Raw genomic sequence first — 22970 nt, 5'->3', positions numbered from 1 at the left:
GCTGTAGGGTTACACCCGAATAAACAGTTTCCGTTTATACATCCAGTACAGCATCAGCCAGAAAATCAGCAGCACCGCCGTTCCGCTCAGCAGGGTTTTGTACGAATCGCCCAGGACGGAGAACACCTGCTGGCCAAGGTGAATTTTGAGCGTATCGATTATAAAACCGTCGATCAGGTGCGACAGAACGTAGATGGCAATGGAGTTCATGCCGATGACCACCAGCGGAAAGGCCCAGCCGCGCCATGTCCGAACATCGATCAGGTAGTAAAAAGCGGCCAGCAGCAGAAAACACCAGCCCCCGCTGAACAACACCCAGCCCGGCGACCAGATGCGTTTGATCGACGGGCTGATGCCGGTTATCGTCAGCAGCCAGCCCCCCACCAAACCCAGAACGCCGGCAATCAGAAACCGCTTCAGCAGTTCGGTTGGGAGCAGGCCCGAGCGCAGCCACCGACCGGCAATCAGCCCTAAGACCATCGTTCCCAGCGTGGGAATAAAACTCAAAGTCGCATACCCACCCCCGTTGAACAAAAACGGTTTTGGGCGGGGAAAGAGGTTCAGAAACCAGGTATCAAACGCCCAGGCCAGGTTGCTGTTCTTGTTGAAATGCCCCGCAAGGCCGGTGCGGTGGTAAGGCCAGTCGGCGGGTACCCCCACGGCGGTATAGTCGAAACCCGGGCCTGGCAGCGGGTACAGCACAAACGCCAGCCAGTACCCGAACAGGATAGCCGCCAGCGCCAGCCAGACCTGCCGGTTGGGCCGGTAGCCCAGCAAAAACAGGAACGGATAGCCAAGGCCAATCTGCGTCAGTGTGTCCTCAAACGTAAAATTAGTCTGCTCCCGGTGTACCGACCGCAGAAAGATACCCAGCAAAATCAGGATCAGCGACCGGCGGACGGCATGACCGAACTGACTCCCGAACGAACGGCCCGTGGCCGCCCGGCTGGCCATGGAATACGGCAGAGCCACGCCAACCAGAAACGAAAACGAGGGCTGAATCAGGTCGTGCAGCGAACAACCAAACCAGGGCACATGATCCTGGTTAAAGGCCAGAAAACGCCAGAACGAACTTTCGGGATTTAGCCGGGACACCCGGCCCAGATTGATAATCTCGGCCATCATCAGAAACATCACAAAGCCACGATACGCATCCATCGACATGAGCCGGCCCGCCCGGAACTGGGTGGTTAAACCAGCGGCATCGGTCTGCGACTCCGAATTTTGCAGGGTAAGCATAACAGAGAAGATTCAGGGTTCGGTTTATAAAGGCGGCCGTAAATTATACACTTTGCCTTATTTATGCTACTGGTAGCGCTTTAATAGATTTTAACCTGTGTGGCTGCAACGTTCAGGTATTTCGGTCGTCTTTGGGCAAAGTCTGAATTACCACACCTTAAGCCCCAAAACCCATGGCAACGCCACGTCCGCTTCTGCTGTCCTTACCGGGCCTGCTACTGGTCACCTTGCTCGCTGCCACTCCCGATGACCGAACCTATGGGCGGAAAGAACGGCATGACTTCGGCAACCGGATTGAAGAGGTTATTTACCACGACTCATACAACCTGCTGGCTACCGTACGAACGTATACCACAGACGGGGTGTTACAGATGGAAGAGCAATTCAGCGATTACAAAAAGCGTATCAGGAGTGGCTTTACCAGATACTGGTATCCAGGCGGTAAGCTTTACTGGACCAGTGATTTCAGATACAACAAGAAACATGGTTCTTTTCTGGTATACAATGAAGACGGCAGCCTTAAGCGCAGAGAGTATTATAAACATGGTGTACGCAAAAAAGCGACCTGTTATAGTTCATCGGGTGAGGTAGTCGCCTGCGCGGAATTTTTACAGGAAGCGCAGTTTACCAACGGGCCGGAAGCGTTGGTCCGGTATGTTCAACACTACATCGACCAGGGTATTCACCCGTTACGGGCCTCCCGATTGCTGGTACATTTTGACGTAGCGGCCGACGGCTCAGTCGAAAACCTGTTTTTTATTCTCCCAACCCAGCAAGGAAAGACCCATACCAGCAAACCGCTCGGGATAGTCGACGAGGAGGAACCTGCTTTTCTGATGGATGCCTTTGACGATATGCCGAAATGGAAGCCGGCTACGTTTGATAGCATCCCGATTCGCTCCACCGTTTCGCTATCGGTCCGGTACCGAAAGGGTGTACTGTCTATCCGGAAAAGCCCGGACCATGTGAGCCGGTAGCCAGGTAAGTCTAATTAGATCCTAATAACTTTTTTCGCCGGCGCCGATTCTATCGGGTGAGTATATGTTCTCAACCTCACTCAACGGAAGCATACCATGCAGCAGCGCTTTATATCTATTTTGTCCTGGTTATTGCTTTCGGTCTGCGGCAACGCAGCAACCGGGAGCGCATCTGTTTATACAGACAGTCTGGTTATGCTTCGGCCTGCGCAGCCGGAAAACACTGGGTCATCCGCTGATTCCCCCGACCTGCCGTATCAATCGTTTAGTCGGTTGTGGCTGCAACCGGCCACAGCCACTGCTAAGCCGGAGGTGCGGCCGTTTATTACCGACGATTCCCGAGTTATCGGCTACCGGCTGGCCCAACTGGAAGCCTGGGCGCGGGTAGAGAAGGAAAATTTTCAGCAATGGCTGATAGTTGCCTACGGGCCTACGGCGAAGATCGAGATTTCGGTAGGTGGGGTATTCGGTGTCGAAGAGCACCCCGACGGCGACCGGAGGCAGTTTTCGTACGCCCTGCCGCTGATACAGGGGAAGTTTCTGTTTCGCGAATACCGACCGGGCGAATGGCCGGGCATCGGGATGGTGGTGGGCACCTTTCTGCCTAACGGTATTGGCTCGTTCAGGCCCTCCGGCTACGGCTCCTTCGGCTTTCTGACCATTTCGCAGGTTTTCGGGCAACGCGAAGATCTGCTGCTGCACGGCAATATGGGGGCTAATTACCTGTATATTGATCGGAGCAACAATGTGGTAGGCACCTGGGGTTTTGGCACGCAGGTGAGAACCCTGGGCGGTTTTCACCTGGTAGGCGAATTGTTCTCCGGCGACCCCTATGTGCCGGGCACAGGCACGGCCTATCAGGTCGGTTTCCGGCATTTCTTCAGCGACCTCTTTCAGATCGACATGACCATGGGGAAGGGCATTGGCGGGCAGGTGATTCTGCCCTACTGGGTAAGTGCCGGCATCCGGCTGGTGTCCACCAGATTTCAGCGGCCCAGCCGACCCATGCGCCTTTAATACAGCAAAAATCCCCGGTCAGGTGGCCGGGGATTTTTGCTTCTGATTACGCCTGACCGTTCACTTCGCTCAGGGGCCGCAGGTTGGCCGGAATCTTCTCTTCTTCCGGCTCATACGGCCATACCTCCAGAATGGGTGTCAGGTTAATATCGGTGATCTCGAAGGGCACCAGCATGGTCCGCAGGCTTTCTTCAATGCGGGCGTGGGCTTCTTTCACGGTTTCGGCGTTCACCAGCATCATGTTAATGACCTTCTTCTCTTTGCCGCTGCGTTCGTCTTCGGTCATGTAAATGACCTTGCATTTATACCATTTTTCTCCCCCTTCAAAGTGAAACACATCGCTCAGGCGCATGGGCCGGATGGCGGTGATGTTGAACTCAGGCGTGTTGTCGGCGACCAGCCGGTACAGCCGCGCTTCGGCGTCGGTGTACGAGACGGCATCGAGCAGGTAGGCTTCGTTGATGGTCTTGAGCCGGGGCAGTTCGCCGGAGCCGTCCTGTCGGGTATCGGTCAGCGAATCGTCGGTTTGTTGGTAACGTATTTTTCCTAAAAACCAGCTGGGCATATCTTTTTTCGTTTGAAGTTCGAGGGTTGAAGTTTGAGGTTATTAACCAGAGTCGTTTTACAGTTTAAATTTCGGGCACATGGTTTTAAAGCGGGGAGCAAAAATAAGCCTTTATGGGAATGAAGGAAGCGGAACAGCTCATCTTTTTAGCGTCGGCAATCATCCGCTCATTTTGGTGATTCATCGAACTTCAATTGCGTTCGGCACCGGCTTCTGCCAACTTTGAGGCATCCTTCTATCCACACCTAACCAGAAAATGAGTACTTTACTGCCTGTTAATTTACTGGGTATGGACCTGTTAGCGCCTGATGCTGTCAATCATTACCTCCACCTGATCCTGCTGTCGGTCGGGCTGCTGGCCCTTATCAGCACCGTTTGGTGGCAGGTGGGCAAAGAATCCTACGAAGATGTTACCGAGAACCGTGATCTCAGCCAATTTGATTCCCTGGAAATCTGGGGAGCGTTGAATGTGCTGGTAACGCCCGGCCACAATTCGACTATGACCCTGCGCGGCACCCGCCGGGCCATCAACTGCCTGCGGGTACGCCAATACGGCAAGATGCTGAAACTCGGCTCCCGCTTCGGCTTCTGGCGCCGGCAACGTGATCTGTTCCTGACCATCACCACGCCGGAACTGAAGGAACTCGACGTCTCGGGTGCCTGTACCGTGCAACTCAATGGCTTTACGAAACAACAAACGATGGACCTCAATATCAGCGGAGCCTGCAACATCAACTACGAAGGCGATGCCGAACAACTGACGGCTGATGTATCCGGAGCCTCGCGGCTGACGCTGGTCGGCCACGGCGCGCGGCTGTCGGCCGACATTACGGGCGCATCGCAGCTCCAGGCGTTCGACTACCAGGTGGAGGAAGCGAACATCGACGTAACCGGAGCCTGTTCTGCCCGGCTGCACGTGCTGCGCCAGCTATGGGCCGAAGCCACCGGAGCCAGCAAGATCCAGTATCGCGGAGACCCCCGCATCCAGTTCAAAAGCTCGGGAGCAAGCTCCATCGGACGAGTCTGACCGCCTATTACTGCTCATGAAACATCGAATTGGCCGGTTTATCGGTATACTTTTGCTGGCCCTGGTGCTGGGGTATTTTCTGCTGACGCTCGATACAGCTATACCCAAGGCCATCAGAATTCAGCTTATTGGGCTGGTGATTGCGTCTGGCTTTGCCATTTATACGCTGCTGGCCTGGGTAGTCCCCTACCTGATCAACCGCACCGCCGAACAACTGTCTCCGCAGAAATTCGTTGCCGTTACCCTTACATCCAGCGGCATTGTAGCCGCCATGACCGGTTTTGTACTCCTCAATATGATCGAGGTTATGTGGCGGGTACCGTTCGGGGCAGAGGATTACTTCTTTACCTGCGGGATGTTTGGGGTAATTACCTCGGCCATCACCGCCGTGTACTCGCTGAAGTCGTTTGTGGAGCGCTGGAAAGGCTTATTACTGATGGAAGAGGGGTTGAAACAGGCCGTGCTGAAGGCTGAATTTGAATCGCTGAAGAACCAGATCAACCCGCACTTTCTGTTCAACTCGCTCAATATTCTGACCGCCCTGATTCCGGAAGATTCCCGCAAGGCGGTGCAGTTTGTAGAGCGGCTGTCGAAGATGTTCCGGTATAACCTCCAGCATTCCGACCAGAATACGGTGGAAGTGGCCACGGAGCTGCGCATTGCCGAATCGTACCTGTTCATTCAGCACATGCGCTTCGGCGATAATTTCCGGTACGCAATTGAGCTTTCGGAGGCCGATAAACAAAAACAAATCGTAACTCAGGGCCTGCTGACCCTGCTCGAAAACGTGGTGAAGCATAACGAATGTTCGCAGGAAAATCCGCTGACGGTGGGTATTACCGCCGACGGACAGCACCTGATTGTGGGCAACAGCCTACAGTTGAAAAGCCGGCTGAATACCGTTTCCACCGGCATCGGACTGCGCAACCTGCAAAGCCGCTACGCCCAGCTCGCCGGTCGGCAGGTCGAGATTCAGCAGACGGAGAAAGAGTTTATTGTCAGGTTACCGCTATTATGAGTCGATAGTCAATAGTCGTTGGTCATTAGTGCTGACGCACGATTTACTGACGCCCGCCAAGTGCCCCCTATTGACTATCGACCATCGACTAAAAAAAATGAAAATATTAATCGTAGAAGACGAACCGCTGGCGGCCAAACGGCTGGAATCGCTGGTGCAGGAGGTAGAGCCGGACGCGGAGGTTGTAGACCGGCTGGAAAGCGTACGGGCCTTTGTGCGGTGGTGGCAGAACAATCGGGCCACGGGTCGCCCCTCGCCGGATTTGCTGCTGATGGATATTCAGCTCGCCGACGGCCTTAGCTTTGAGGCCTTCCAGCAGGTGGATATTACCACGCCGGTTATCTTTACCACCGCCTACGATGAATATGCCCTCAAAGCATTTAAGGTCAACAGCGTGGATTACCTGCTGAAACCCATTGAAAAAGATGAACTGGAACTGGCCATCGGCAAATTCAAGCGAAATCTGCATACCTCTACCCCCGAAAACCTGACAAAGGTGCTGGAAGCCTACGGCGTAAAACCCGTAGCCTACAAGAGCCGCTTTCTGCTGAAACAGGGCGGCCGTTTCGAGGTGGTCGATACCCGCAACATTCTGTACATCTACGCCGACGAGAAAGTAGTGTTTCTGGTCACGGGCGAAAATCGCAAATACATTGTCGACGAAACGCTGGACGAACTGGAAGGCAAGCTGGACCCGAAATTCTTCCACCGCATCAACCGCAAGTACATCAGTCAGATCTCGGCCATCGAGCGCATCGAGCCCCACTTCAACGGCCGGCTGCGGCTCTGGCTGCACAACCGCCCCGCCGAGGAGGAGATCTTCGTGAGCCGGGAGAAAGCGGAGGGGTTTAAGGAGTGGCTGGATAGGTAGTCTGAACCAGGGAATCAGGATTTATACAGGATTAGAAGGATTTACAGGATGTAAGCTACGCTCGTCCGCGTTTGTAACGCGAGACGGGCGAGGACAAACGTTTTTTTCTTATAACCAGAAAAGGCCCAGAACCAGGATAGGGCGCAGCCGGAACCGGGTCAGTACGAACTGGTTCCGGCGGGCATGGTAGCGGTAATAGCGATGGCCGATCTGCAACCAGGTATCGGGGGCGATTTGTCTCGGATCAAGGTCGTCGGCAATGGCGTGTAAGGTACCGCCCGTCTGGCGGGCAATGGTGTAGTAATCCGGCTGGAATGCCAGCGCCGAATCCCCAGTACTGCCGCACAATACCACATGCACCGGTTTGGTAACCCTGTTCAGCAGCGCCATATCTTTGACCCCGCTGGCGTTATCGCCCAGCAGAATCAGGTGCTTAGCATTTGGGAAAGTTTGTTGCGCAAACAGCAGCGCTGCTATATCGTTCTCGTTCTCGTCGACATTATTGATGGTATTCCGGGCGGCATCCAGCAGAACAGGCAAGGCTTTTGCCGGGTCGCGCTCCCTGTTCACAAACATCTGACCGGCCGGTCCATTCGGGCGAGTCTCCTGCCCCAAACTATCACAGTCGGTGAAGAACACCATCCCGTTGATGGAGCGGTTGCGGGCATTTTGCCGAAACCAGGCAAACAACTGCGTGCTGTAGGGATACATACTGGTAGTAAAATCGCACACCAGCACGGCATCGGGCCAGCGGGCTGCGTTCCGGCTCAGCACGTTATAGGTGGTCGAATCTGCGCCAATAGTACCAGTCAGCACCTGCTGTTTTATAGTTTCGTAGGTAGCATCGAACAATACCTCCGGCAGTCTCAGTGGCCGGCTTCGCGGTCCCGGCAAGCGGGGCAGCATCGGTTGGAGTGTCAGCGTTGGCGCGGCTGGTTTCATATCATCTAACTCCACTTTTTTTCCAGCTATCGAAACCTTTTTCGCGACAGGTAACGGCCTGGTGTCTGCTTCATGCTGTTCACCGGCATTGGCCACTAGCGCACTTTCTTCAAGGGGTCCTGAAGTTGGAGCCGGACCGGGGCGTTGCGGCAGAACGGCTCCGGAAAGCGGCCGGGCGTTCGGTTCCGGCATGTCCTGCCGGAACCACCAGCCGATGCCAACCAACACCAGCAGCAGACCGCCTACGGCAGACCATCGCCACCAGCGACGCCGTTGCAGTTTACGCTGCATCTGCGCCCAGCCCTGCGGGTCCGGATCGGGCCGGTACTCGTGCAGCGTCCGGCGCACCCAGTTGTGGAGTTCGTTATCGTTTTGCTCGCTCATGGCTTTGGTTAACCTGGGTAGCCAACAACTTTCGTAACAGCCGGTTGGCTTCCGTCAAATGCGACCTCGATGTACTTTCGGTAATGGTCAGGCGCTCGCCAATCTCCCGGTGGCTGTAGCCTTCCAGCACGTACAGGCTAAACACCAGCCGGTACGGTACGGCCAACTGATGCAACACCGCCAGGATATGCTCCGCCGACAGTTGGGCAAAAATAGCTTCATCGTTCAGGTAAGGCTCCTCCAGCCGGTGCGACACGGCTTCGGCTGAAACTGCCGTGGGTCGCTTTAGCTGTTTGCGGTAATGGTCAATGGCCGTGTTGACCATGATTCGCCGGAGCCAGGGCGTCAATCCATCCAGGCTCCGGAGTTCATCGAGCCGGCTGAACACTTTAAGAAAACCGTCGTTGACCAGTTCACGGGCATCATCCGGGTTATCGGCATAGGCCAGACAAACGGACAGGGCGTAGCCGTAAAAACGTTCGTAGAACGCCTTCATGGCCGATTGCTGCTTCCGGCGGCAACCGGCGACCAGGTCAACGAGCGATTGGTCGGTCAACGGATGAAGTGGGTGTAACGGCTGCGCTAAAGTTAGCGGCAATTTGAATAGGTATAGGTCTCCGTAATGGCCGTTGTTGCCATCGACGCGGGCATGCCCGGTGTTAAGTCCCGCATGTCAATGGTCTGGCTGCCGACAAATCCCTGACTATTAAGTTGACTGGCATACACCATATCGGTCAGCGGGATGACCTCCCCACCGGTATAATTGGCGTAAAACCGGTACCGCTTCACCACCCCCGGCTGCCCAAACGGCCCCCGCCCCGCCGGAATGCGTCCGGTCAACGCCAGTATATCCGCCGGCAGCGCCATAGCGGCATCGGGAACACCGGTAAAGCCGGGTCTGGCTGCCAGGGCGGGCTTACCTTCACTGTACTCAAAGGTGTAATAGTGGTTCAGCGTGTTGCCCGAGAAAGACTCGAATTTTGTCAGGCGCTGCCCGCTGTCGTACTGATAGGTACTGTATCCGCCCTGAAACGCATACCTCGTAACCAGGCCATTCTGAATCGTGTACGGGTGCGTCTCGACCGAGCCGGATTTCTCCACATAATCGGTCAGCTTTCCGCCCGAATACGTCCAGCTTTGCTGAAATCCGCTGGGTACTGAGGGAATTTCCTTCACGGCCGGGTCATACTGGTAGGTGGTTGTCAGGCTTTCGGTCATCAGTTCACCGGATGCGGTGTAGGTATAAGCCGCTTTCAGCGTCATGGTAGGCACAATGGTACCGCTACTTTCGACGGTATAGCCGGTCAGCCGTCTGTTGGTGTAGCTGTAGCGGGTGGTAGCCGTTTTGGTATAATTCTGTACCCCACCCGAACCCAGCCGCGCCTGAGAACTCCACTGGTACTCCGACCGGTCCAGAAAGCCGTCGGCATTATACGCATACGTCACCGACGACCTGACGCCACTGCCAGATGCATCGGCGTTGGTAAAGGTGGTGCCGGTCACGCGGCCCTGAGCGTCATATACATAGCTGGTCTGCTCCGTACTTGCGGTGGTGGAGTTGCCGGGTTTGCGGGTTACTATTACCTGCTGTAGCCGGCAATCGGTCTCTGCCTTGCTCACCTCGGTCTGCTTTTGTCCGCACCCGATTATCAGCCCGTGTAGGGTCAGGGCCACCGCCAGGCGGTAATTAACGTGAACTACCGTTTTCATAAGAAGTGTGTCTAAGGTTTCCTCTTCAACCCCAGACGATAATTCTGCCGCAAACGCTGGCACCCGTCACCATTTTATGTCAAACCGATGCCGCCGATGCTCCGATTTTTAGCTTTGGCATGTCCGTTACCACTATCCTTATCAAAGCAGTAGATTCATATCGCGCCAGGTATAAAACTGAAGGGGAAAAGCAGGATAGGTTTCCGTGAATTTTCGGTATTTAGTAGGGCTGGCTTCAGTTGCACTAAATTTTACTTCAATGGCTTTGCCTCCCAGTCCGGTTTCTTCTACGACAAAATCCACTTCGTTGCCGTCGGCGGTACGCCAGAATTTGACCTGGTCATTGGGATATTGCTCCGTTAGCCGACGGTAGACATAATTTTCGAGCAAGGCCCCTTTGTCGGCCCTTTGTTCGAGCGGGGCGAAGTAGTTGATAAGTACGTTACGAAGCCCCAGATCATTAAGGTAAACCTTCGGCATTTTGATAAGTTCTTTGCGCAGATTCTGAAAAAAAGGACGCACCAGGCTGATGTGAAAACATTTCTGGAGAACATACAAATACTCGTCAGTAGTGGCGTGGGTTAGTCGCAGCGTAGTAGCCAGTTCGTTCGTATTAAGCAGGTTACCGGTTTGGGAGGCCAGCAGAATCAGCAGCCGGTAAAACTTAGTTTCATCGGTGATCCCCGCTTCCAGGATATCCCGGTTCACGAACGAATCCCGCAGTTCCCGCAATCGCTCCTGTTTGTCGGCTTCGTTCGGTTCAAGCACCACGGCGGGGTAGCCGCCATAGGTCATATACTCTTCCAGCGCCGTCCAAAGCTGTACTTCCAGCACTGATTTCTGCAAATCGCCGGCCCGGAGCAATCGAAGTTCACCGGCTAAATTTTCCTGATTTTTGAACAGCAAAAACTCTTCAAAGTCAAGAGTTTGTAAGTCAAAAATCCGCTTACGGCCCGCCAGAGAATCCCGAAACTGACGGTCAATGTAAAAAGCACTGCTGCCGGTAGCAACTACTTTGAGCCAATCGGCATATTCATCGTAGAGCAGCTTCAGAAAATTCGTTGGATCGCTAAGATACTGGATTTCGTCAATTAGGACATAAACCCTCTGCGGTCGATTTTGAGGAATGTAACGGAACAGATTATCAGGACTCTGATTGAGATCAAGCAAAATTTCCTTCCGCTCCAGATTAAGCGAAACAACGGTTTCGCCCTCTGCCGCCAGGGTTTCAGCAACCTGAGCCAACAACGTAGACTTTCCGGTTTGTCTGGCCCCAATAAGAATAGTATGTTCCCGCTTACGGAGATGAGATCTCAAATCATCGTACCTTTTTCGCCGTATCATGAAAATTATCCGATATTTTTCAGATTTTCGTTAAAAATATCGGATAATTTTCAGATTTCATAGCATCACAAAAAAAGAAGCCGGCTCATCACCGACTTCCCTCCTGATCAACAGCATCCTGTTAATCCGTTAAATCCTGTTAAGATCCAGGTTCAAGACTACAATACCAGGCCACTCCGGCGCAGCATCGCCTGCGGTGAGGGTTCGCGGCCCCGGAACTTCTTGTAGAGTTCCATCGGCTTCTCAGTGCCGCCTTTCTCCAGCACGTTCTTGCGGAATTTGGTGGCTACCTCGCGGTTGAAAATGCCTTTCTCCTTGAAGGCTTCAAACGCATCGGCATCCAGCACTTCCGACCACTTATAACTGTAATAACCTGACGAATACCCACCGGCGAAGATGTGTGAGAACGCCGTACTGATGGCCACACCCGGAGCCGTCGGAAACAATTTCGTTTTTTCGTCTACTTTCTTCTCCACGTCAGATACCGATTCGCCCGTCGGTTTCTGGCTGTGCCAGTACATATCCACCATACCCAGCCGTACCTGACGCAGGTTGGCGATGCCGGCCAGGAAGTTCTGGCTGGCGCGAATCTTATCGATCAGTTCCTGCGGAATCACTTCGCCGGTCTGGTAGTGCTTCGCAAACAGGCGCAAGGCTTCGGGTTCGTAGCACCAGTTCTCCATCACCTGCGAGGGCAGTTCCACAAAATCCCAGGCGACGCTCGTACCCGACAGGCTCTTGTATTTACCGTTGGCCAGCATACCGTGCAAGCCATGCCCAAACTCATGGAACAGCGTGGTTACTTCGTTGAAGGTCAGCAAGGAAGGTCTAGTCTCTGTCGGCCGGGTGAAATTACAAACGTTCAACACATGCGGACGGATGTTTACACCATTCACGATCTCCTGACCCCGGATGCCGTTCATCCAGGCACCGGCGCGTTTGCCGGGGCGGGGGTGAAAGTCACCGTAAAACACGGCCAGAAATTTGCCGTTTTCGTCGTACACCTCGTAGGCTTTCACCTCCGGGTTGTACACCGGAATGTCTTTGTTCTCCTTGAAGGTAATGCCGTACAGTTTGTTGGCGACGGTGAAGGCTCCGTTCAGCACGTTCTCCAGCTTAAAGTAAGGCTTCAGCATTTCATCGTCCAGGTCGTAGCGCTCCTTTTTCAGCTTCTCGGCGTAGAAGCTGTAATCCCAGTTTTCGATCTGATCACCGGTGAAGCCTTTCGATTTGGCATAAGCGGTCAGTTCAGCCAGTTGCTTCTCGGCAACGGGCTTGGAGTAGCCCAGCATTTCGTCGAGGAACTCCTGCACGCGCTTGTTGGAATTGGCCATGCGGTCTTCGAGCATATAATCGGCGTGGGTGTTATAGCCCAGCAGTTTGGCCCGCTCATAGCGAAGTTGTACCAGCCGCTGAATGGTCTGCTCGTTGTTGTTCTTGTTGCTCTGGAAACCGCGTGAGTTGTAGGCCAGGAACAGTTTTTTACGCAGGTCGCGGTTTTCGGCATACTGCATAAACGGCAGGTAACTCGGAGCCTGGAGGGTGAACACCCAGCCCTCTTTGCCCTTCTGTTTTGCCGTTTGTTTAGCTGCTTCGCGGGCGAAATCGGGCAGGCCGGCAAGGTCTTTTTCGTCGGTGATCTCCAGTGTGTACTCGTTGGTCTCGTTCAGGACGTTCTCGCCGAACTTGAGCGACAACTGTGACAGTTCCTTGCTGATTTCCCGGTACTTCTCCTTATCCGCCGGGCTCAGGTTGGCCCCGTTGCGGGCAAAGCCTTTGTACGATTTCTCCAGCAGCATTTTGCTCTCCGGGTCCAGCTTCAGTTTGTCGCGCTGCTCATACACAGCCTTTACCCGCGCAAAAAGCTTTTCGTTCAGCGAGATGTCGTTGCCGTACTCGGTCAGCAAGGGCGACGCTTCCCGTACAATGGCCTGTAGTTCGGGCGAGGTTTCAGAGCTGTTCAGGTTGAACATCACCGAGGACACCTTACTGACCTGCTCACCGGCCCGTTCCAGGGCGACGATGGTGTTCTCAAAGGTTGGCTTAGCCGGGTTTTCGGCAATGGCATCCACCTCTTTCTTACCCTGCTCAATGGCGATTTTCAAGGCCGGCAGGTAGTGTTCGTTCTTGATTTTGTCGAACGGTACCGTTTCGTGCGGAGTGCGGTACGATTGCAAAAACGGGTTCTCACTCATCTTGGTTTTGTCGGGAGCGGGCTGGGCCTGAACGGCGGGGCTCAGTGCCGCCACGACCAGCCCGATACTGGTTAGTTTTTGTAGAGATAACATACTGGTTTGTTGAAGCAGTTTGCCAAACCGGAAATTTACCGGCAAACCTACTTCTCTAAAAGCAGCGAGTAGATAAAAGGTTCCCTCACGGGTTGAACGGCAGGCGCTTAGTCCTGCCGCAGGAACAGGGGATGGAACCGCACCTTATGTATCCGGTTGAACTCGACAGAGGGAGCCGGAATCTTAAAGAATTGTGCCGTACCGATAAACCGCTGCAACGAGGGATTCACCGGCAGTCGTGACAGGTCGGCATCGGGCGAGATATAAAACTGCCGGTACCGTTCAAATTTCACCTCCCGGCCGTCTTTATCGTAAACGACCGGGTTTTCGTGCCCGCCAATCATGCCGCTGCCGCTGTAGCCAACGCTCAGATTCAGCCAGCGCGGAAAGCTGGGACCCACCGGCAGCACCGACGCCAGATTCAGCGACAGCCAGTACTGCTGGGCGTTATAATCTTTCAGCATCTGCACACCCGTTTTGCGACCAAGCAATTCAGGGCGGTAAGGTGGGTAAATACTTTTCTGGAAACCGTATTTAATCGCCACTTTCTGCTCGCCATACCCATACTGCTGCCCCACAAACAATAGCGTGCCGGCCACATTGGCCGCCATATCGCCTTTGGAGAATCCCCATCCTTCGGAATAGCCGTCGTATACTTCAATGGTCGACTGAAACAGCAGGGCCAGCAAACCGCCGGTCAGGATAGAGGCCCGTTCGCTGACTCCGCTCCAGCGCATCAGTTCGTAGCCGCCCCGGCTCATGCAGTAGGCCGTAGCTGCATGGCCGACCTTGTCCATTTGCAGCCATTCACGGTTGTCGTTGAAGACGTGAAAGCGAACTTTTTTCTTGTACCAGGCTTTTTTCAGCATCACCAGCGTTACGCCATAAAACAAGGCCGTACCCGCAACAACTCCGATAAACCGGCCCGGCCGGATGCCGTCCTGAGTCGGCTGCCCGTTAGCAACCACCGGCTGGGCAAAAGACGGCTGCGTCAGCACCAGCAGTGCCGTCCACAGCAGAAGTAGCTTCACAACGCGACTATTCATAGGGCAAAGTAACCACAAAAAAATGAGGCACAAGCGCCCACCTGTGCCTCTCTGGTATGCATCTGACCGGCTTTACGGCCGGGCGCTTTTGGCGAACGAGTAGGCAAACACCTGATAGCCAATAAGCCGGATGTTGGCCTTACCGTCGAAATTGGCTGCGTTGAACTGGGTAACAATAGCAGCGTACGCATCGCCAAAGGTTTTGTTCTGCCCTTTGGTGCTGTAATAATTGAACATAAAGGCCGACTCGGCACTAAACAGCACGATCACGTCCATAACCCGGTTCTGGCTCTGGGCAGCCCGGCCCAGGTACGACAGGCGCTCCTGCATGTACCCAAAATCCGGTGCTTTGCGGTAATCGTGCACCAGAATCCGGTCCAGATTGCTCACCAGCGTACTGGCCTGGTACAGGTCCTGACCGGTCGGGTTCAGAAACCACCCGATGTAAGCCTCTGAGATCATGGGCGGGTTAGCCGCCTTGGCTGTTGATTTTAACGACTGCAGGATACCCGTGTAGCAGCCAAAGTCGCAGGCAGGGCCGTTGTTCCACCATTCGTTTTCGAGGTTATAGACATCGAACCGCTCCTGCAGGTCTGTCCGGCCGGCGTCGTACTGCGCATTCTGGGTGAAGTTGGCAGCGGTACCCCGCACGGCGGCTATCTGCGCAATGCCGTAGGTAGCATGGGCCTTCTTGTTGAATTTAGCCAGTTGCGCATACCGTCCATTGGCCATAATGGTGTTCAGATCATATACGCTGATAGCGTTGAACCCGTGTTTGACGCACCAGTCCAGCAGCGTATTTTCTTTGGTAGCATTACCCAGGATAGTTGCAAAGCCATCAATGTACACCCCCTTGTATACCGCCGGCGTAACAGCCTCCTGCACGGTATTTTTGCGGGCGGCCGATGGCGTAACAGCATCGGGTACGTCAGGAGTAAAACGGGTCTGGCACTGGCTGAACAAAGCCATGAAAAACAGAAGCGAAAGGCGGAGAAGTGACGTCATATACGAACGATTTAGGGTCATGCCCCGAAAAGTAAGTAAAAAAGCGGTAACAGCTTTTCCCGCTACCGCTTTACTGCTGATTATAACCTTGGTTTAATGCGGCAATCGATCGCGCAGATAACCGTACGTCCAGGTACCGGCAATAGCACTCAGCAACGTTACCAGCACTACCACATACCCGCTGCCGATCTGGGCAAACAACGGTCCCGGACAGGCACCTGTAATAGCCCAGCCCAGTCCAAACAGCAATCCACCGAAGATCTGCCCCCGGTTAAACGTCTTGGGGTGAAACACCACCGTTTCACCGGATATGGTTTTAATGTTGTATCGCTTAATAAGCCACACGGAAATCATGCCTACAACAATGGCCGAACCAATGACGCCGTACATGTGGAAGCTTTGCAGGCGAAACATCTCCTGAATGCGGAACCACGAAATGATCTCGGCCTTTACAAACACGATACCGAACATAATGCCAACGATCATGTATTTGAGGTTAGCGGTCCAACCCTCCTTTTTCTGCATATCGTTGGGCGCGTCGTCCACCAGTGCCTCAGGAATCTCTACTTTTTGCATGAGTCTTTTTCCGTACTTGATTAGAACAATTTCATTAGATGGGGCAGAATCAGATGCGTCATCGCAAAACCTCCAGCCATAAAACAACAGGTTGCCACCAGTGATGGCCATTGGAGGTTCGACAGTCCCATGATGGCGTGTCCGGATGTACAGCCGCCCGCCCAGCGCGTACCAAAACCTACCAGGAACCCTCCTGCCACAAAAAACACCAGGCCTTTAAGGGTAAACAGATTGGCAACATCAAACAAATCGGAAGGCATCAGCCCGGAGAAATTCTGAATTCCCAGGGCCTGCAGATCAGCAATCGTAGCGGCTGACAGTTGAATGGCTGCGGGGTTAGCCAGGAATTGCGCAGCCAGAAAACCACCGACCAATACGCCTGCCACAAAGAACAGGTTCCAGACCTCTCTCCTCCAGTTGTACTGAAAGAACGGGATTTTGGCCGGTAAACAGGCCGCGCAGATATGGCGAAGCGATGATGATATGCCGAACGATTTGTTGCCGATCAACAACAATACCGGCACCGTAAGGCCGATGAGCGGCCCCGCCACGTACCATGGCCAGGGCCTTTTGATAAATTCAAGTATTTCCATAAACTGAGTGGTTGAGTGGTTCAATAGTTGCCTGATGAATAGCCGTGGCAACCTCTACTGACCCAGCCCACTAATTAATTATTCTTTAACGTAGTCGGGCAAACGTAATCAGTGGTTTTAATTCGGCCGGTTTTCTGCATAGCTGCGAATCCACCCGCTATGTCGATGACATTGTCGTAGCCCCTCGCCTTCAGGATCGACGCGGCCATCATGGACCGGTAACCGCCCGCGCAGTGAACGTAGAACGTCTCATCTTTCGGAAACTCCGCCATATGCTCGCTGATGTAGTCGAGCGGCAGGTTTTTGGCACCTTCCATATGCTCGCCGTCGAATTCACCCGGCCGGCGTACGTCGATTACCGTCACCGGTTCTTTGGCTAGTTGATCGGCCAGTTCGTCGGCCGAAAGCGACGTGATGGTATCCACTTCTTTACCGGCTGCTTTCCAGGCGTCAAATCCGCCCGCCAGGTATCCCAGCACCTGATCATAGCCGACCCGCGCCAGTCGCGTCAGGGTTTCCTGCTCCTGCCCCGGTTCACAAACCAGCAGCAGTTCCTGCCGGACATCAGGCACCAACGCACCTACCCAGGGCGCAAACTGACCACCCAGGCCGATGTTAATGGAATTGGGAATGAACCCTTTGCTGAAGTCCTGCGCCTGCCGCACATCAATGATCAGCGCCCCGGTTTCGTTAGCGGCTGCTTCAAAGGCGTCGGGTGCCAGCGGATGAGCTCCCCGTTTCAACACGGTATCGATGCTTTCGTAGCCCTGTTTGTTCAGCATGACGTTTTGCGGGAAATACTTCGGCGGAGCCAGCAGACCATCGGTTACTTCTTTGATAAATTCTTCGCGGGTCATATCAGCCCGAAGCGCATAGTTGAACTGCTTCTGATTACCCAGGGTATCGGTGGTTTCCTTGCTCATATTCTTGCCGCAGGCCGAACCCGCTCCGTGCGCCGGGTAAACGATAACATCGTCGGGCAGGGTCATGATTTTATTCCGCAGCGAATCGAAGAGGTAACCGGCCAGATCCTCCATCGTCAGGTCTGATTTCTGCGCCAGATCGGGTCGGCCCACATCGCCGATAAACAGGGTATCGCCACTGAACAGGGCCGTTTCCCTGCCGTTTTCGTCAATCAGCAGGTAGCAGGTCGACTCCATGGTATGGCCCGGTGTATGCAACACCCGGATTTTTACCTTACCCAGCGGCAGTTCCTCGCCATCCTGAGCGATATAAGCCTCAAAACCCGTCTGCGCATTGGGGCCGTACACAATGGCCGCACCGGTCTTTCTGGCCAGGTCCAGGTGCCCCGATACAAAGTCGGCGTGGAAATGCGTTTCCAGCACATATCTGATGGTAGCCCCCGCCCGCCCGGCGCGGTCGATGTAGGGTTTTACCTCGCGTAAAGGGTCAATAATCGCAACTTCACCTTCACTTTCAATGTAATAGGCTCCCTGCGCCAGGCAGCCGGTATATATCTGTTCTATTTTCATCACGGTTCACAGTGTTTATTGAATGACACAAAGGTAATGTATATTGAGAGGCCGGTCTGTAACATTTGTCACAGGAGCCGGCTATCAGAACAGGGTTTCTTTGGCCAGAATATAAACACCCATTACGAGCACAAAGTAGCCAAAGGCCTTCTTTAATTTTTGACCAGGTACAAAGCGAGCCAGATACGAGCCTGCAAAAATCCCAACAACCGACAGCGCCGTAAATTCCAGCAGGAATGGCCAGTCGACCAAACGGTTCGACAGATCACTTAAAAAGCCGATCAGCGAATTAACGGCAATAATCAGCAGAGAAGTTCCTACGGCCATTTTCATGGGCAGACGGGCCAGCAGCACCAGCGCCGGAATAATCAGAAACCCTCCTCCTGCACCCACGATACCGGCCAGTATACCCACCAGAACCCCATCCAGGGCAAGCCGGGGCAGATTGAACGGATTCGCTCCGGCCAGACCGATCGGCGACCGCTGTTTGTCTCTGATCATCCGGGTAGCCGCTACCAGCATGATGAGCGCAAAAAAGATCATAACGGCCACGTCTTTGCTCAATGAGAACGCTGCAGTGGCGATAATCGGATCAGGTATGGCCGGCATCAGGTATTTTCGGGTAAGGTATACGGCCAGAAACGACGGTACCGCGAAGACAAAGGCGGCTTTATAGTTGACCTGGTGGTGCCGCATGTAGCTGACCGAACCCACCAGCGAGGTAGTTCCCACCACAAACAGGGAATAAGAGGTTGACAACACCGGATTAATGCCCATCATGTAAACCAGAACCGGCAATGTCAGAATACTACCGCCCCCACCCATAAGGCCCAGACTTATACCAATAAGGATAGACGAGGAAAAGCCGATAATTTCGAGTGTACTCATACTTGCTGATTTTTTCAGCAAAACAAGTCGATGGCCAAAGGCTTTTCCGTGATATTTGTCACACAGCAGTCTAGTTGCTTCACCGATAAAACCATTTTACTCCACAACCATGAACTACCGTTCTTTTGGCAACACCGATTTGCAGGTGAGCGAAATAGGCTTCGGAGCCTGGGCCATCGGCGGCCCCGCCTTTGCCGGCACCATGCCCATCGGCTGGGGCGAGACCGACGATGCTATGTCTGAAAAAGCCCTGCTCCGCGCCCTCGACCGGGGTATCAATTTCTACGACACCGCCGACTTCTACGGCCTCGGCCATTCCGAAGCGCTTATTGGCAAGGTATTCGGTAACCGCCCCGATGTGCTTATTGCAACTAAAGTGGGGCAGAAGCTGGGCGACAACAAAGTAGAGATCGATTATTCGAAAAAATACATCCTGCAGGCCTGCGAAGACAGCCTCCGCCGGCTCCGGCGCGACACCATCGACTACCACCAACTGCACATCGCCCGAGTAGCGCACCTGGAGCAGGGTGAGTGCATTGAAGCCATGCAGCAGTTGCAGCAGGCGGGCAAAATCCGCTATTGGGGCATTTCCCTCAACACGTTTGCGCCCGAGCCCGAAGCCGACTTTTTCCTGAAGCACCAGATCGGCCACGGCTTTCAGGTGGTATTCAACGTACTGAACCAGCATATCCTTCCCTACCTGCCCAAAATGCATGCCCAGGGCTACGGCATCATCGCCCGGATGCCGCTCCAGTTTGGCCTGCTGGCCGGGAAATTCGATACCAGCACCACCTTTAGCGACAGCGACCACCGCAGCTTCCGGCTCACGCCCGAGATCATTCAGGCGTCAAATGATGCGCTGCAACCGGTTTGGGCGCTTGCCCGGCAGTACAACGTCAGCCCGGCCGAATTCAGCCTGAGCTATATTCTCAGCTTTCCGGAAATCTCCACCATCATTCCCGGCATTCGTACCCCGGATCAGGCGGATAAAAATACGCAGGGGTTAGTTACTTTGAAGCCCGAAGACAAAGCCTTTGTGATGGAGCAATACGAAACGGCTTTCCGGCCGGTGGTGGAGATGATGCGGGAGAAATAGCCCGGAGTTACATGCCGGGGTATGCTTTACCAAACCAACTCTTTGAGATCCTTCTCCGACACCGTCAATAACCCTACTTTCGGCAGTCGCCGGGTGAGTTCGCGCCAATTGGGGTCTTTGGCGTAGATCGACCGGAGCATGTCGGCGGCTTTGGCGACCTGTCTGGAATTGGCAAGCCCGATGGCGGTCCAGTATTTCATTTCCAGGTTGTCGGGAAATAGCTTCATGGCAGCTCCGTATTCGGTCATGGCCCTTTTCATGTCGTTCTTTTCAATGGCCAGATCGCCGTTGTTCATGTGCTCGTAGGCCAGGTGTACCCGCAGCAACCGGGCCAGTTCCTGCAGCGGTTGCGGGCTGTCATCCACCCGCAGGTCGACCAGGTGGTTATCATCCCAGGGGGCACCCGTAGACTTCCCCCGTACCACCAGCAGCACCGCCGATTGTTTGCCCCGGATGTCGCCACCGGCTCCCTGCGCGGCTTCCAGAGCCTTCAGCACCCGCTCCTGTAACGGTAGCGAAGCATTCTTTTCAAAGGCGGTAGCCATGGCATCCGGCACTTTGCTGGTCAGCATCATATTCGCCTGTACGGAGTAGTTTTTCCCTTTCCGGTGACCGGCATAGTCGATGCACTTTTTACCGGTATGCACGGCTACATTGCCTTTGGCATCGACAATGGCTACCTGACGGACCTCCCGCCCTGCATCGTCCTTCAGGAGCGCGTCGAGCGCCTGCTGGGCGGTTTTGCCCTGCTTCAGCAGTTGCAGGCCGCGGATGCCGAATGATTTATTGACGAACGACTGCGTGGCCACGGCCCCAACCCCGGCCTCAGCCCAGGAGACAGTAGTGCCGACCGAGAACCAGTGACTTTGCACCCCTACGGCCATGTCGCCGGTGCGCTCGTCGCGGGCCACAATCGAGAAGGTATGGGCGAACGGCTCAGGTTGGCGGCTCTGGCCCATTCGGGTATGCTGGGCCTGTAAACAGATTGGGCTAAAAAGCAGTAGATAAATAAGTTTGCGCATTGATGAAATGGAGAGTTAAACCCAAATCTACGGTTGTGTTCCGTAGATGCTGTAATTTGCGGCCAAATTTTACAGTCATCGCTACCTATGAATTTAACGCAATCGCCCCCGCTCAACCGCGCCCAGGAATCACGCGTGGCCATCGAGCGGCTTTATATTACCATGCGTCACCTGTTCAACCGGGGGTTTTATAAACCGTCGGGCGTGTCGGGCGAAGAAATCCGCGAGGCCCTGCTGACGCTCCGGCCCGAAATCTACGGCTCCGTCAATGACCCGCACCGGGTGGAACTGGACGGCCTGGTGTACGTCATGGACCGGCTGCCCAAGGGCATCGAATCCTGCCGGATCATTACGCTGGTATCGCGGGAGGGCTTCGAGCAGTCGCAGTTTCCGGTGCTGATCCCCGCCAAACGGCGTCGCAACTGCTACCGCATCGACCAGGAGCAGATGGTGATTGAGGTAACCAACGGCCGCAGCGAAATTTACGACATTCTGACGCACCTGACGTTTATGTTCATGGAAGCCGACAAAATCCGGCGCAATGTGTTTCTGGATCGAGGTGGCAAAACCCGCGAGTGGGAAAAACTGGAGGCCATAGTAAAATCGGGCGGCACCGTCGAAGAAGAAGAACGCGAACTGGCGCTGACCTACCTGAGTTCCATACTGGGCCGTACGTTCGAGGAAACCCAGCGGGCTTACTTCCGCTTTGCCGAAACGGCTGGGACCAATACCGGTCTGTTTCAGATTGTGTATGGCTTAGGTAGCGTCTCGGTGCAGGAAATCCGCCAGGAGAACGCCGATCGGGAAGTCAACTTCACCCCTATGCTGCGGGAACGCATCGGGCAGCACCTCTACGGCGAACGGTGGGCCAACCGCATCAAGGAATTTGTCTGGGCGAACAACCTGCAGGATCGTCCGATTCACATTATCAGCGCCAATCCGCACAGCGTCATCAACTGCCTGTATGCGCCCCATGCCCTTTCCGGTACTACCTCCTGGGAAAACCTGTACGATCTGGCCCTAAAACTAAGCCAGTCTGACCAGCGGGCACTCCGCCACCAGGTCCGCGAGTACGCCTTCGCGCACGGGCTACACGAACTGGTCGATACCGGCGGCACCAACCTGCTGGTGCAGCTTATCGATACCGCCAAACTGGATCTGAAAACGCTCTCCCCCGAGATTGCCCACGACCGGGCCTACATCAAAAAAACACAGCCGCTGCTGCTGGTGATGGACTACGCCTTCGGGGAACAGGCGTTTGAGACGATGGACGAGTTACTAAAACCCTATGAGCCCGGAAGTGAGTGCTATCTGCTGAACGTCGCTTCCATCTCCATCATGGGCAAAGCCGGCATCCTGACCGGCGACAAAGGCGATCTGATGATCCCGACCGCCCACATTTTTGAAGGCACCGCCGATAACTACCCGCTGGATAATGACTTTACCAGCGCCGACTTTGACGGCCACGGCATCGGCGTGTACGAGGGCGCGATGATTACGGTGCTGGGTACCTCACTCCAGAACAAAGAGATCCTAAGCTACTTTCGGAATTCCTCCTGGAATGCCGTCGGGCTGGAAATGGAGGGTGCCCATTACCAGAAAGCCATTCAGGCGCAGTCGAAGATACGCGGCAGCGTACCCGCCAACGTCAAGGTCCGTTATGCCTATTACGCATCAGACAACCCGCTGCTCACCGGTGCCACCCTGGCCTCCGGCAGCCTCGGCACGCTGGGTGTCAAACCGACGTATCTGATTACGGTCAAGTGCCTGGAGAAGATTTTTAAGGAGGGCTAAGCTCGTCCACCTTTAAATGCGAGACGTTGCTCGTCCGCAATTGCATCGCGGACGAGCACAGGGACGAGCGGGGCG

At 54.5% G+C, this 22970-nt stretch carries 21 protein-coding genes; 7 read left to right on the top strand and 14 right to left on the bottom strand.

Annotation, left to right across the window (positions count from 1 at the left end; translation table 11 throughout):
* Positions 1-9: 9 nt before the first annotated feature.
* Entirely contained in the window at positions 10-1239 is a 1230-nt protein-coding gene (locus tag ABD931_RS02310; RefSeq protein ID WP_370469299.1) for an acyltransferase family protein, read from the bottom strand.
* A 173-nt stretch (positions 1240-1412) separates the two neighbouring features.
* Here ABD931_RS02310 and ABD931_RS02305 point away from each other — a divergent pair, with 173 nt between their 5' ends.
* Both ABD931_RS02305 and ABD931_RS02300 read left to right on the top strand, forming a co-directional pair.
* Entirely contained in the window at positions 1413-2216 is an 804-nt protein-coding gene (locus ABD931_RS02305; protein ID WP_345263532.1) for a toxin-antitoxin system YwqK family antitoxin, read from the top strand.
* Between the two features lie 96 nt (positions 2217-2312).
* Entirely contained in the window at positions 2313-3233 is a 921-nt protein-coding gene (locus tag ABD931_RS02300; protein WP_345263530.1) for a hypothetical protein, read from the top strand.
* A gap of 46 nt (positions 3234-3279) precedes the next feature.
* Here the strand turns inward: ABD931_RS02300 and ABD931_RS02295 are convergent, their stop codons facing one another.
* Positions 3280-3798, bottom strand: coding sequence for a DUF4494 domain-containing protein (locus tag ABD931_RS02295; protein WP_345263529.1), 519 nt, complete (start codon positions 3796-3798; stop codon positions 3280-3282).
* A 256-nt stretch (positions 3799-4054) separates the two neighbouring features.
* On the opposite strand from ABD931_RS02295, the gene ABD931_RS02290 reads away from it, so the two are divergent.
* The 3 genes from ABD931_RS02290 to ABD931_RS02280 all read left to right on the top strand — a co-directional run bounded on the left by ABD931_RS02290 (position 4055) and on the right by ABD931_RS02280 (position 6714).
* Positions 4055-4825 (top strand): head GIN domain-containing protein, encoded by a 771-nt coding sequence (locus tag ABD931_RS02290; RefSeq protein WP_345263527.1) that lies wholly within the window; start codon positions 4055-4057, stop codon positions 4823-4825.
* A gap of 16 nt (positions 4826-4841) precedes the next feature.
* The gene (locus tag ABD931_RS02285; protein ID WP_345263525.1) at positions 4842-5843 is read left to right on the top strand and encodes a sensor histidine kinase; all 1002 of its coding nucleotides are present in this window, start codon (positions 4842-4844) and stop codon (positions 5841-5843) included.
* 97 nt (positions 5844-5940) lie between these two features.
* Complete coding sequence (locus ABD931_RS02280) at positions 5941-6714, top strand: LytR/AlgR family response regulator transcription factor (protein WP_345263523.1); 774 nt, start codon at positions 5941-5943, stop codon at positions 6712-6714.
* Between the two features lie 108 nt (positions 6715-6822).
* Here the strand turns inward: ABD931_RS02280 and ABD931_RS02275 are convergent, their stop codons facing one another.
* The 11 genes from ABD931_RS02275 to ABD931_RS02225 form a co-directional block, all read right to left on the bottom strand.
* Complete coding sequence (locus ABD931_RS02275) at positions 6823-8040, bottom strand: hypothetical protein (protein WP_345263521.1); 1218 nt, start codon at positions 8038-8040, stop codon at positions 6823-6825.
* Positions 8021-8596, bottom strand: a complete 576-nt coding sequence (locus ABD931_RS02270; protein WP_345263519.1) for an RNA polymerase sigma factor — start codon at positions 8594-8596, stop codon at positions 8021-8023. Before ABD931_RS02270 ends, ABD931_RS02275 begins: the two co-directional genes overlap by 20 nt.
* A 32-nt stretch (positions 8597-8628) precedes the next feature.
* The gene (locus tag ABD931_RS02265) at positions 8629-9750 is read right to left on the bottom strand and encodes a hypothetical protein (RefSeq protein WP_345263517.1); all 1122 of its coding nucleotides are present in this window, start codon (positions 9748-9750) and stop codon (positions 8629-8631) included.
* A gap of 141 nt (positions 9751-9891) precedes the next feature.
* Positions 9892-11094: an ATP-binding protein gene (locus ABD931_RS02260; protein WP_345263515.1), complete on the bottom strand. Its 1203-nt coding sequence runs from the start codon at positions 11092-11094 to the stop codon at positions 9892-9894.
* A 158-nt stretch (positions 11095-11252) separates the two neighbouring features.
* On the bottom strand, positions 11253-13382 hold the full coding sequence (locus ABD931_RS02255) for a M3 family metallopeptidase (protein ID WP_370469298.1): 2130 nt from the start codon (positions 13380-13382) through the stop codon (positions 11253-11255).
* A 107-nt stretch (positions 13383-13489) separates the two neighbouring features.
* Positions 13490-14428 carry a DUF2279 domain-containing protein gene (locus tag ABD931_RS02250; RefSeq protein WP_345263513.1) on the bottom strand — a complete coding sequence of 313 codons (939 nt, stop codon included), beginning with the start codon at positions 14426-14428 and terminating at the stop codon, positions 13490-13492.
* Between the two features lie 72 nt (positions 14429-14500).
* Positions 14501-15433, bottom strand: a complete 933-nt coding sequence (locus ABD931_RS02245) for a hypothetical protein (RefSeq protein WP_345263511.1) — start codon at positions 15431-15433, stop codon at positions 14501-14503.
* A 93-nt stretch (positions 15434-15526) separates the two neighbouring features.
* Positions 15527-16009: a YeeE/YedE family protein gene (locus ABD931_RS02240; protein WP_345263509.1), complete on the bottom strand. Its 483-nt coding sequence runs from the start codon at positions 16007-16009 to the stop codon at positions 15527-15529.
* 20 nt (positions 16010-16029) lie between these two features.
* On the bottom strand, positions 16030-16602 hold the full coding sequence (locus tag ABD931_RS02235) for a YeeE/YedE family protein (RefSeq protein ID WP_345263507.1): 573 nt from the start codon (positions 16600-16602) through the stop codon (positions 16030-16032).
* Between the two features lie 74 nt (positions 16603-16676).
* Complete coding sequence (locus tag ABD931_RS02230; protein ID WP_345264456.1) at positions 16677-18095, bottom strand: MBL fold metallo-hydrolase; 1419 nt, start codon at positions 18093-18095, stop codon at positions 16677-16679.
* 84 nt (positions 18096-18179) lie between these two features.
* Entirely contained in the window at positions 18180-18983 is an 804-nt protein-coding gene (locus ABD931_RS02225; protein ID WP_345263505.1) for a sulfite exporter TauE/SafE family protein, read from the bottom strand.
* A 109-nt stretch (positions 18984-19092) separates the two neighbouring features.
* Here ABD931_RS02225 and ABD931_RS02220 point away from each other — a divergent pair, with 109 nt between their 5' ends.
* A complete protein-coding gene (locus tag ABD931_RS02220; protein ID WP_345263503.1) occupies positions 19093-20079 on the top strand; it encodes an aldo/keto reductase in 987 nt (328 codons plus the stop codon).
* Positions 20080-20105: 26 nt separating this feature from the next.
* On the opposite strand, the gene ABD931_RS02215 is transcribed toward ABD931_RS02220, so the two are convergent.
* Entirely contained in the window at positions 20106-21101 is a 996-nt protein-coding gene (locus tag ABD931_RS02215; protein WP_345263501.1) for a DUF1028 domain-containing protein, read from the bottom strand.
* An 87-nt stretch (positions 21102-21188) separates the two neighbouring features.
* Between ABD931_RS02215 and ABD931_RS02210 the strand changes: the two genes are divergently transcribed.
* Positions 21189-22895 carry a DUF6909 family protein gene (locus tag ABD931_RS02210; RefSeq protein WP_345263499.1) on the top strand — a complete coding sequence of 569 codons (1707 nt, stop codon included), beginning with the start codon at positions 21189-21191 and terminating at the stop codon, positions 22893-22895.
* Positions 22896-22970: the final 75 nt, after the last annotated feature.

It is taken from the genome of Nibrella viscosa (assembly GCF_039541875.1).
GTDB lineage: Bacteria > Bacteroidota > Bacteroidia > Cytophagales > Spirosomataceae > Nibrella > Nibrella viscosa.
The sequence above is the reverse complement of the archived record's forward strand: the minus strand, read 5'-3'. Positions and strand labels throughout refer to the sequence as shown.

Bases quoted from the DNA above. Each gene is read 5' to 3' on its own strand.
- ABD931_RS02280 (WP_345263523.1), top strand. From the start codon at position 5,941: ATGAAAATATTAATCGTAGAAGACGAACCGCTGGCGGCCAAACGGCTG.
- ABD931_RS02250 (WP_345263513.1), bottom strand. From the start codon at position 14,428: ATGAATAGTCGCGTTGTGAAGCTACTTCTGCTGTGGACGGCACTGCTG.
- ABD931_RS02225 (WP_345263505.1), bottom strand. From the start codon at position 18,983: ATGAGTACACTCGAAATTATCGGCTTTTCCTCGTCTATCCTTATTGGT.
- ABD931_RS02230 (WP_345264456.1), bottom strand. From the start codon at position 18,095: ATGAAAATAGAACAGATATATACCGGCTGCCTGGCGCAGGGAGCCTAT.
- ABD931_RS02210 (WP_345263499.1), top strand. From the start codon at position 21,189: ATGAATTTAACGCAATCGCCCCCGCTCAACCGCGCCCAGGAATCACGC.
- ABD931_RS02290 (WP_345263527.1), top strand. From the start codon at position 4,055: ATGAGTACTTTACTGCCTGTTAATTTACTGGGTATGGACCTGTTAGCG.
- ABD931_RS02300 (WP_345263530.1), top strand. From the start codon at position 2,313: ATGCAGCAGCGCTTTATATCTATTTTGTCCTGGTTATTGCTTTCGGTC.
- ABD931_RS02305 (WP_345263532.1), top strand. From the start codon at position 1,413: ATGGCAACGCCACGTCCGCTTCTGCTGTCCTTACCGGGCCTGCTACTG.
- ABD931_RS02245 (WP_345263511.1), bottom strand. From the start codon at position 15,433: ATGACGTCACTTCTCCGCCTTTCGCTTCTGTTTTTCATGGCTTTGTTC.
- ABD931_RS02295 (WP_345263529.1), bottom strand. From the start codon at position 3,798: ATGCCCAGCTGGTTTTTAGGAAAAATACGTTACCAACAAACCGACGAT.
- ABD931_RS02235 (WP_345263507.1), bottom strand. From the start codon at position 16,602: ATGGAAATACTTGAATTTATCAAAAGGCCCTGGCCATGGTACGTGGCG.
- ABD931_RS02260 (WP_345263515.1), bottom strand. From the start codon at position 11,094: ATGATACGGCGAAAAAGGTACGATGATTTGAGATCTCATCTCCGTAAG.
- ABD931_RS02285 (WP_345263525.1), top strand. From the start codon at position 4,842: ATGAAACATCGAATTGGCCGGTTTATCGGTATACTTTTGCTGGCCCTG.
- ABD931_RS02255 (WP_370469298.1), bottom strand. From the start codon at position 13,382: ATGTTATCTCTACAAAAACTAACCAGTATCGGGCTGGTCGTGGCGGCA.
- ABD931_RS02310 (WP_370469299.1), bottom strand. From the start codon at position 1,239: ATGCTTACCCTGCAAAATTCGGAGTCGCAGACCGATGCCGCTGGTTTA.
- ABD931_RS02265 (WP_345263517.1), bottom strand. From the start codon at position 9,750: ATGAAAACGGTAGTTCACGTTAATTACCGCCTGGCGGTGGCCCTGACC.
- ABD931_RS02215 (WP_345263501.1), bottom strand. From the start codon at position 21,101: ATGCGCAAACTTATTTATCTACTGCTTTTTAGCCCAATCTGTTTACAG.
- ABD931_RS02275 (WP_345263521.1), bottom strand. From the start codon at position 8,040: ATGAGCGAGCAAAACGATAACGAACTCCACAACTGGGTGCGCCGGACG.
- ABD931_RS02220 (WP_345263503.1), top strand. From the start codon at position 19,093: ATGAACTACCGTTCTTTTGGCAACACCGATTTGCAGGTGAGCGAAATA.
- ABD931_RS02240 (WP_345263509.1), bottom strand. From the start codon at position 16,009: ATGCAAAAAGTAGAGATTCCTGAGGCACTGGTGGACGACGCGCCCAAC.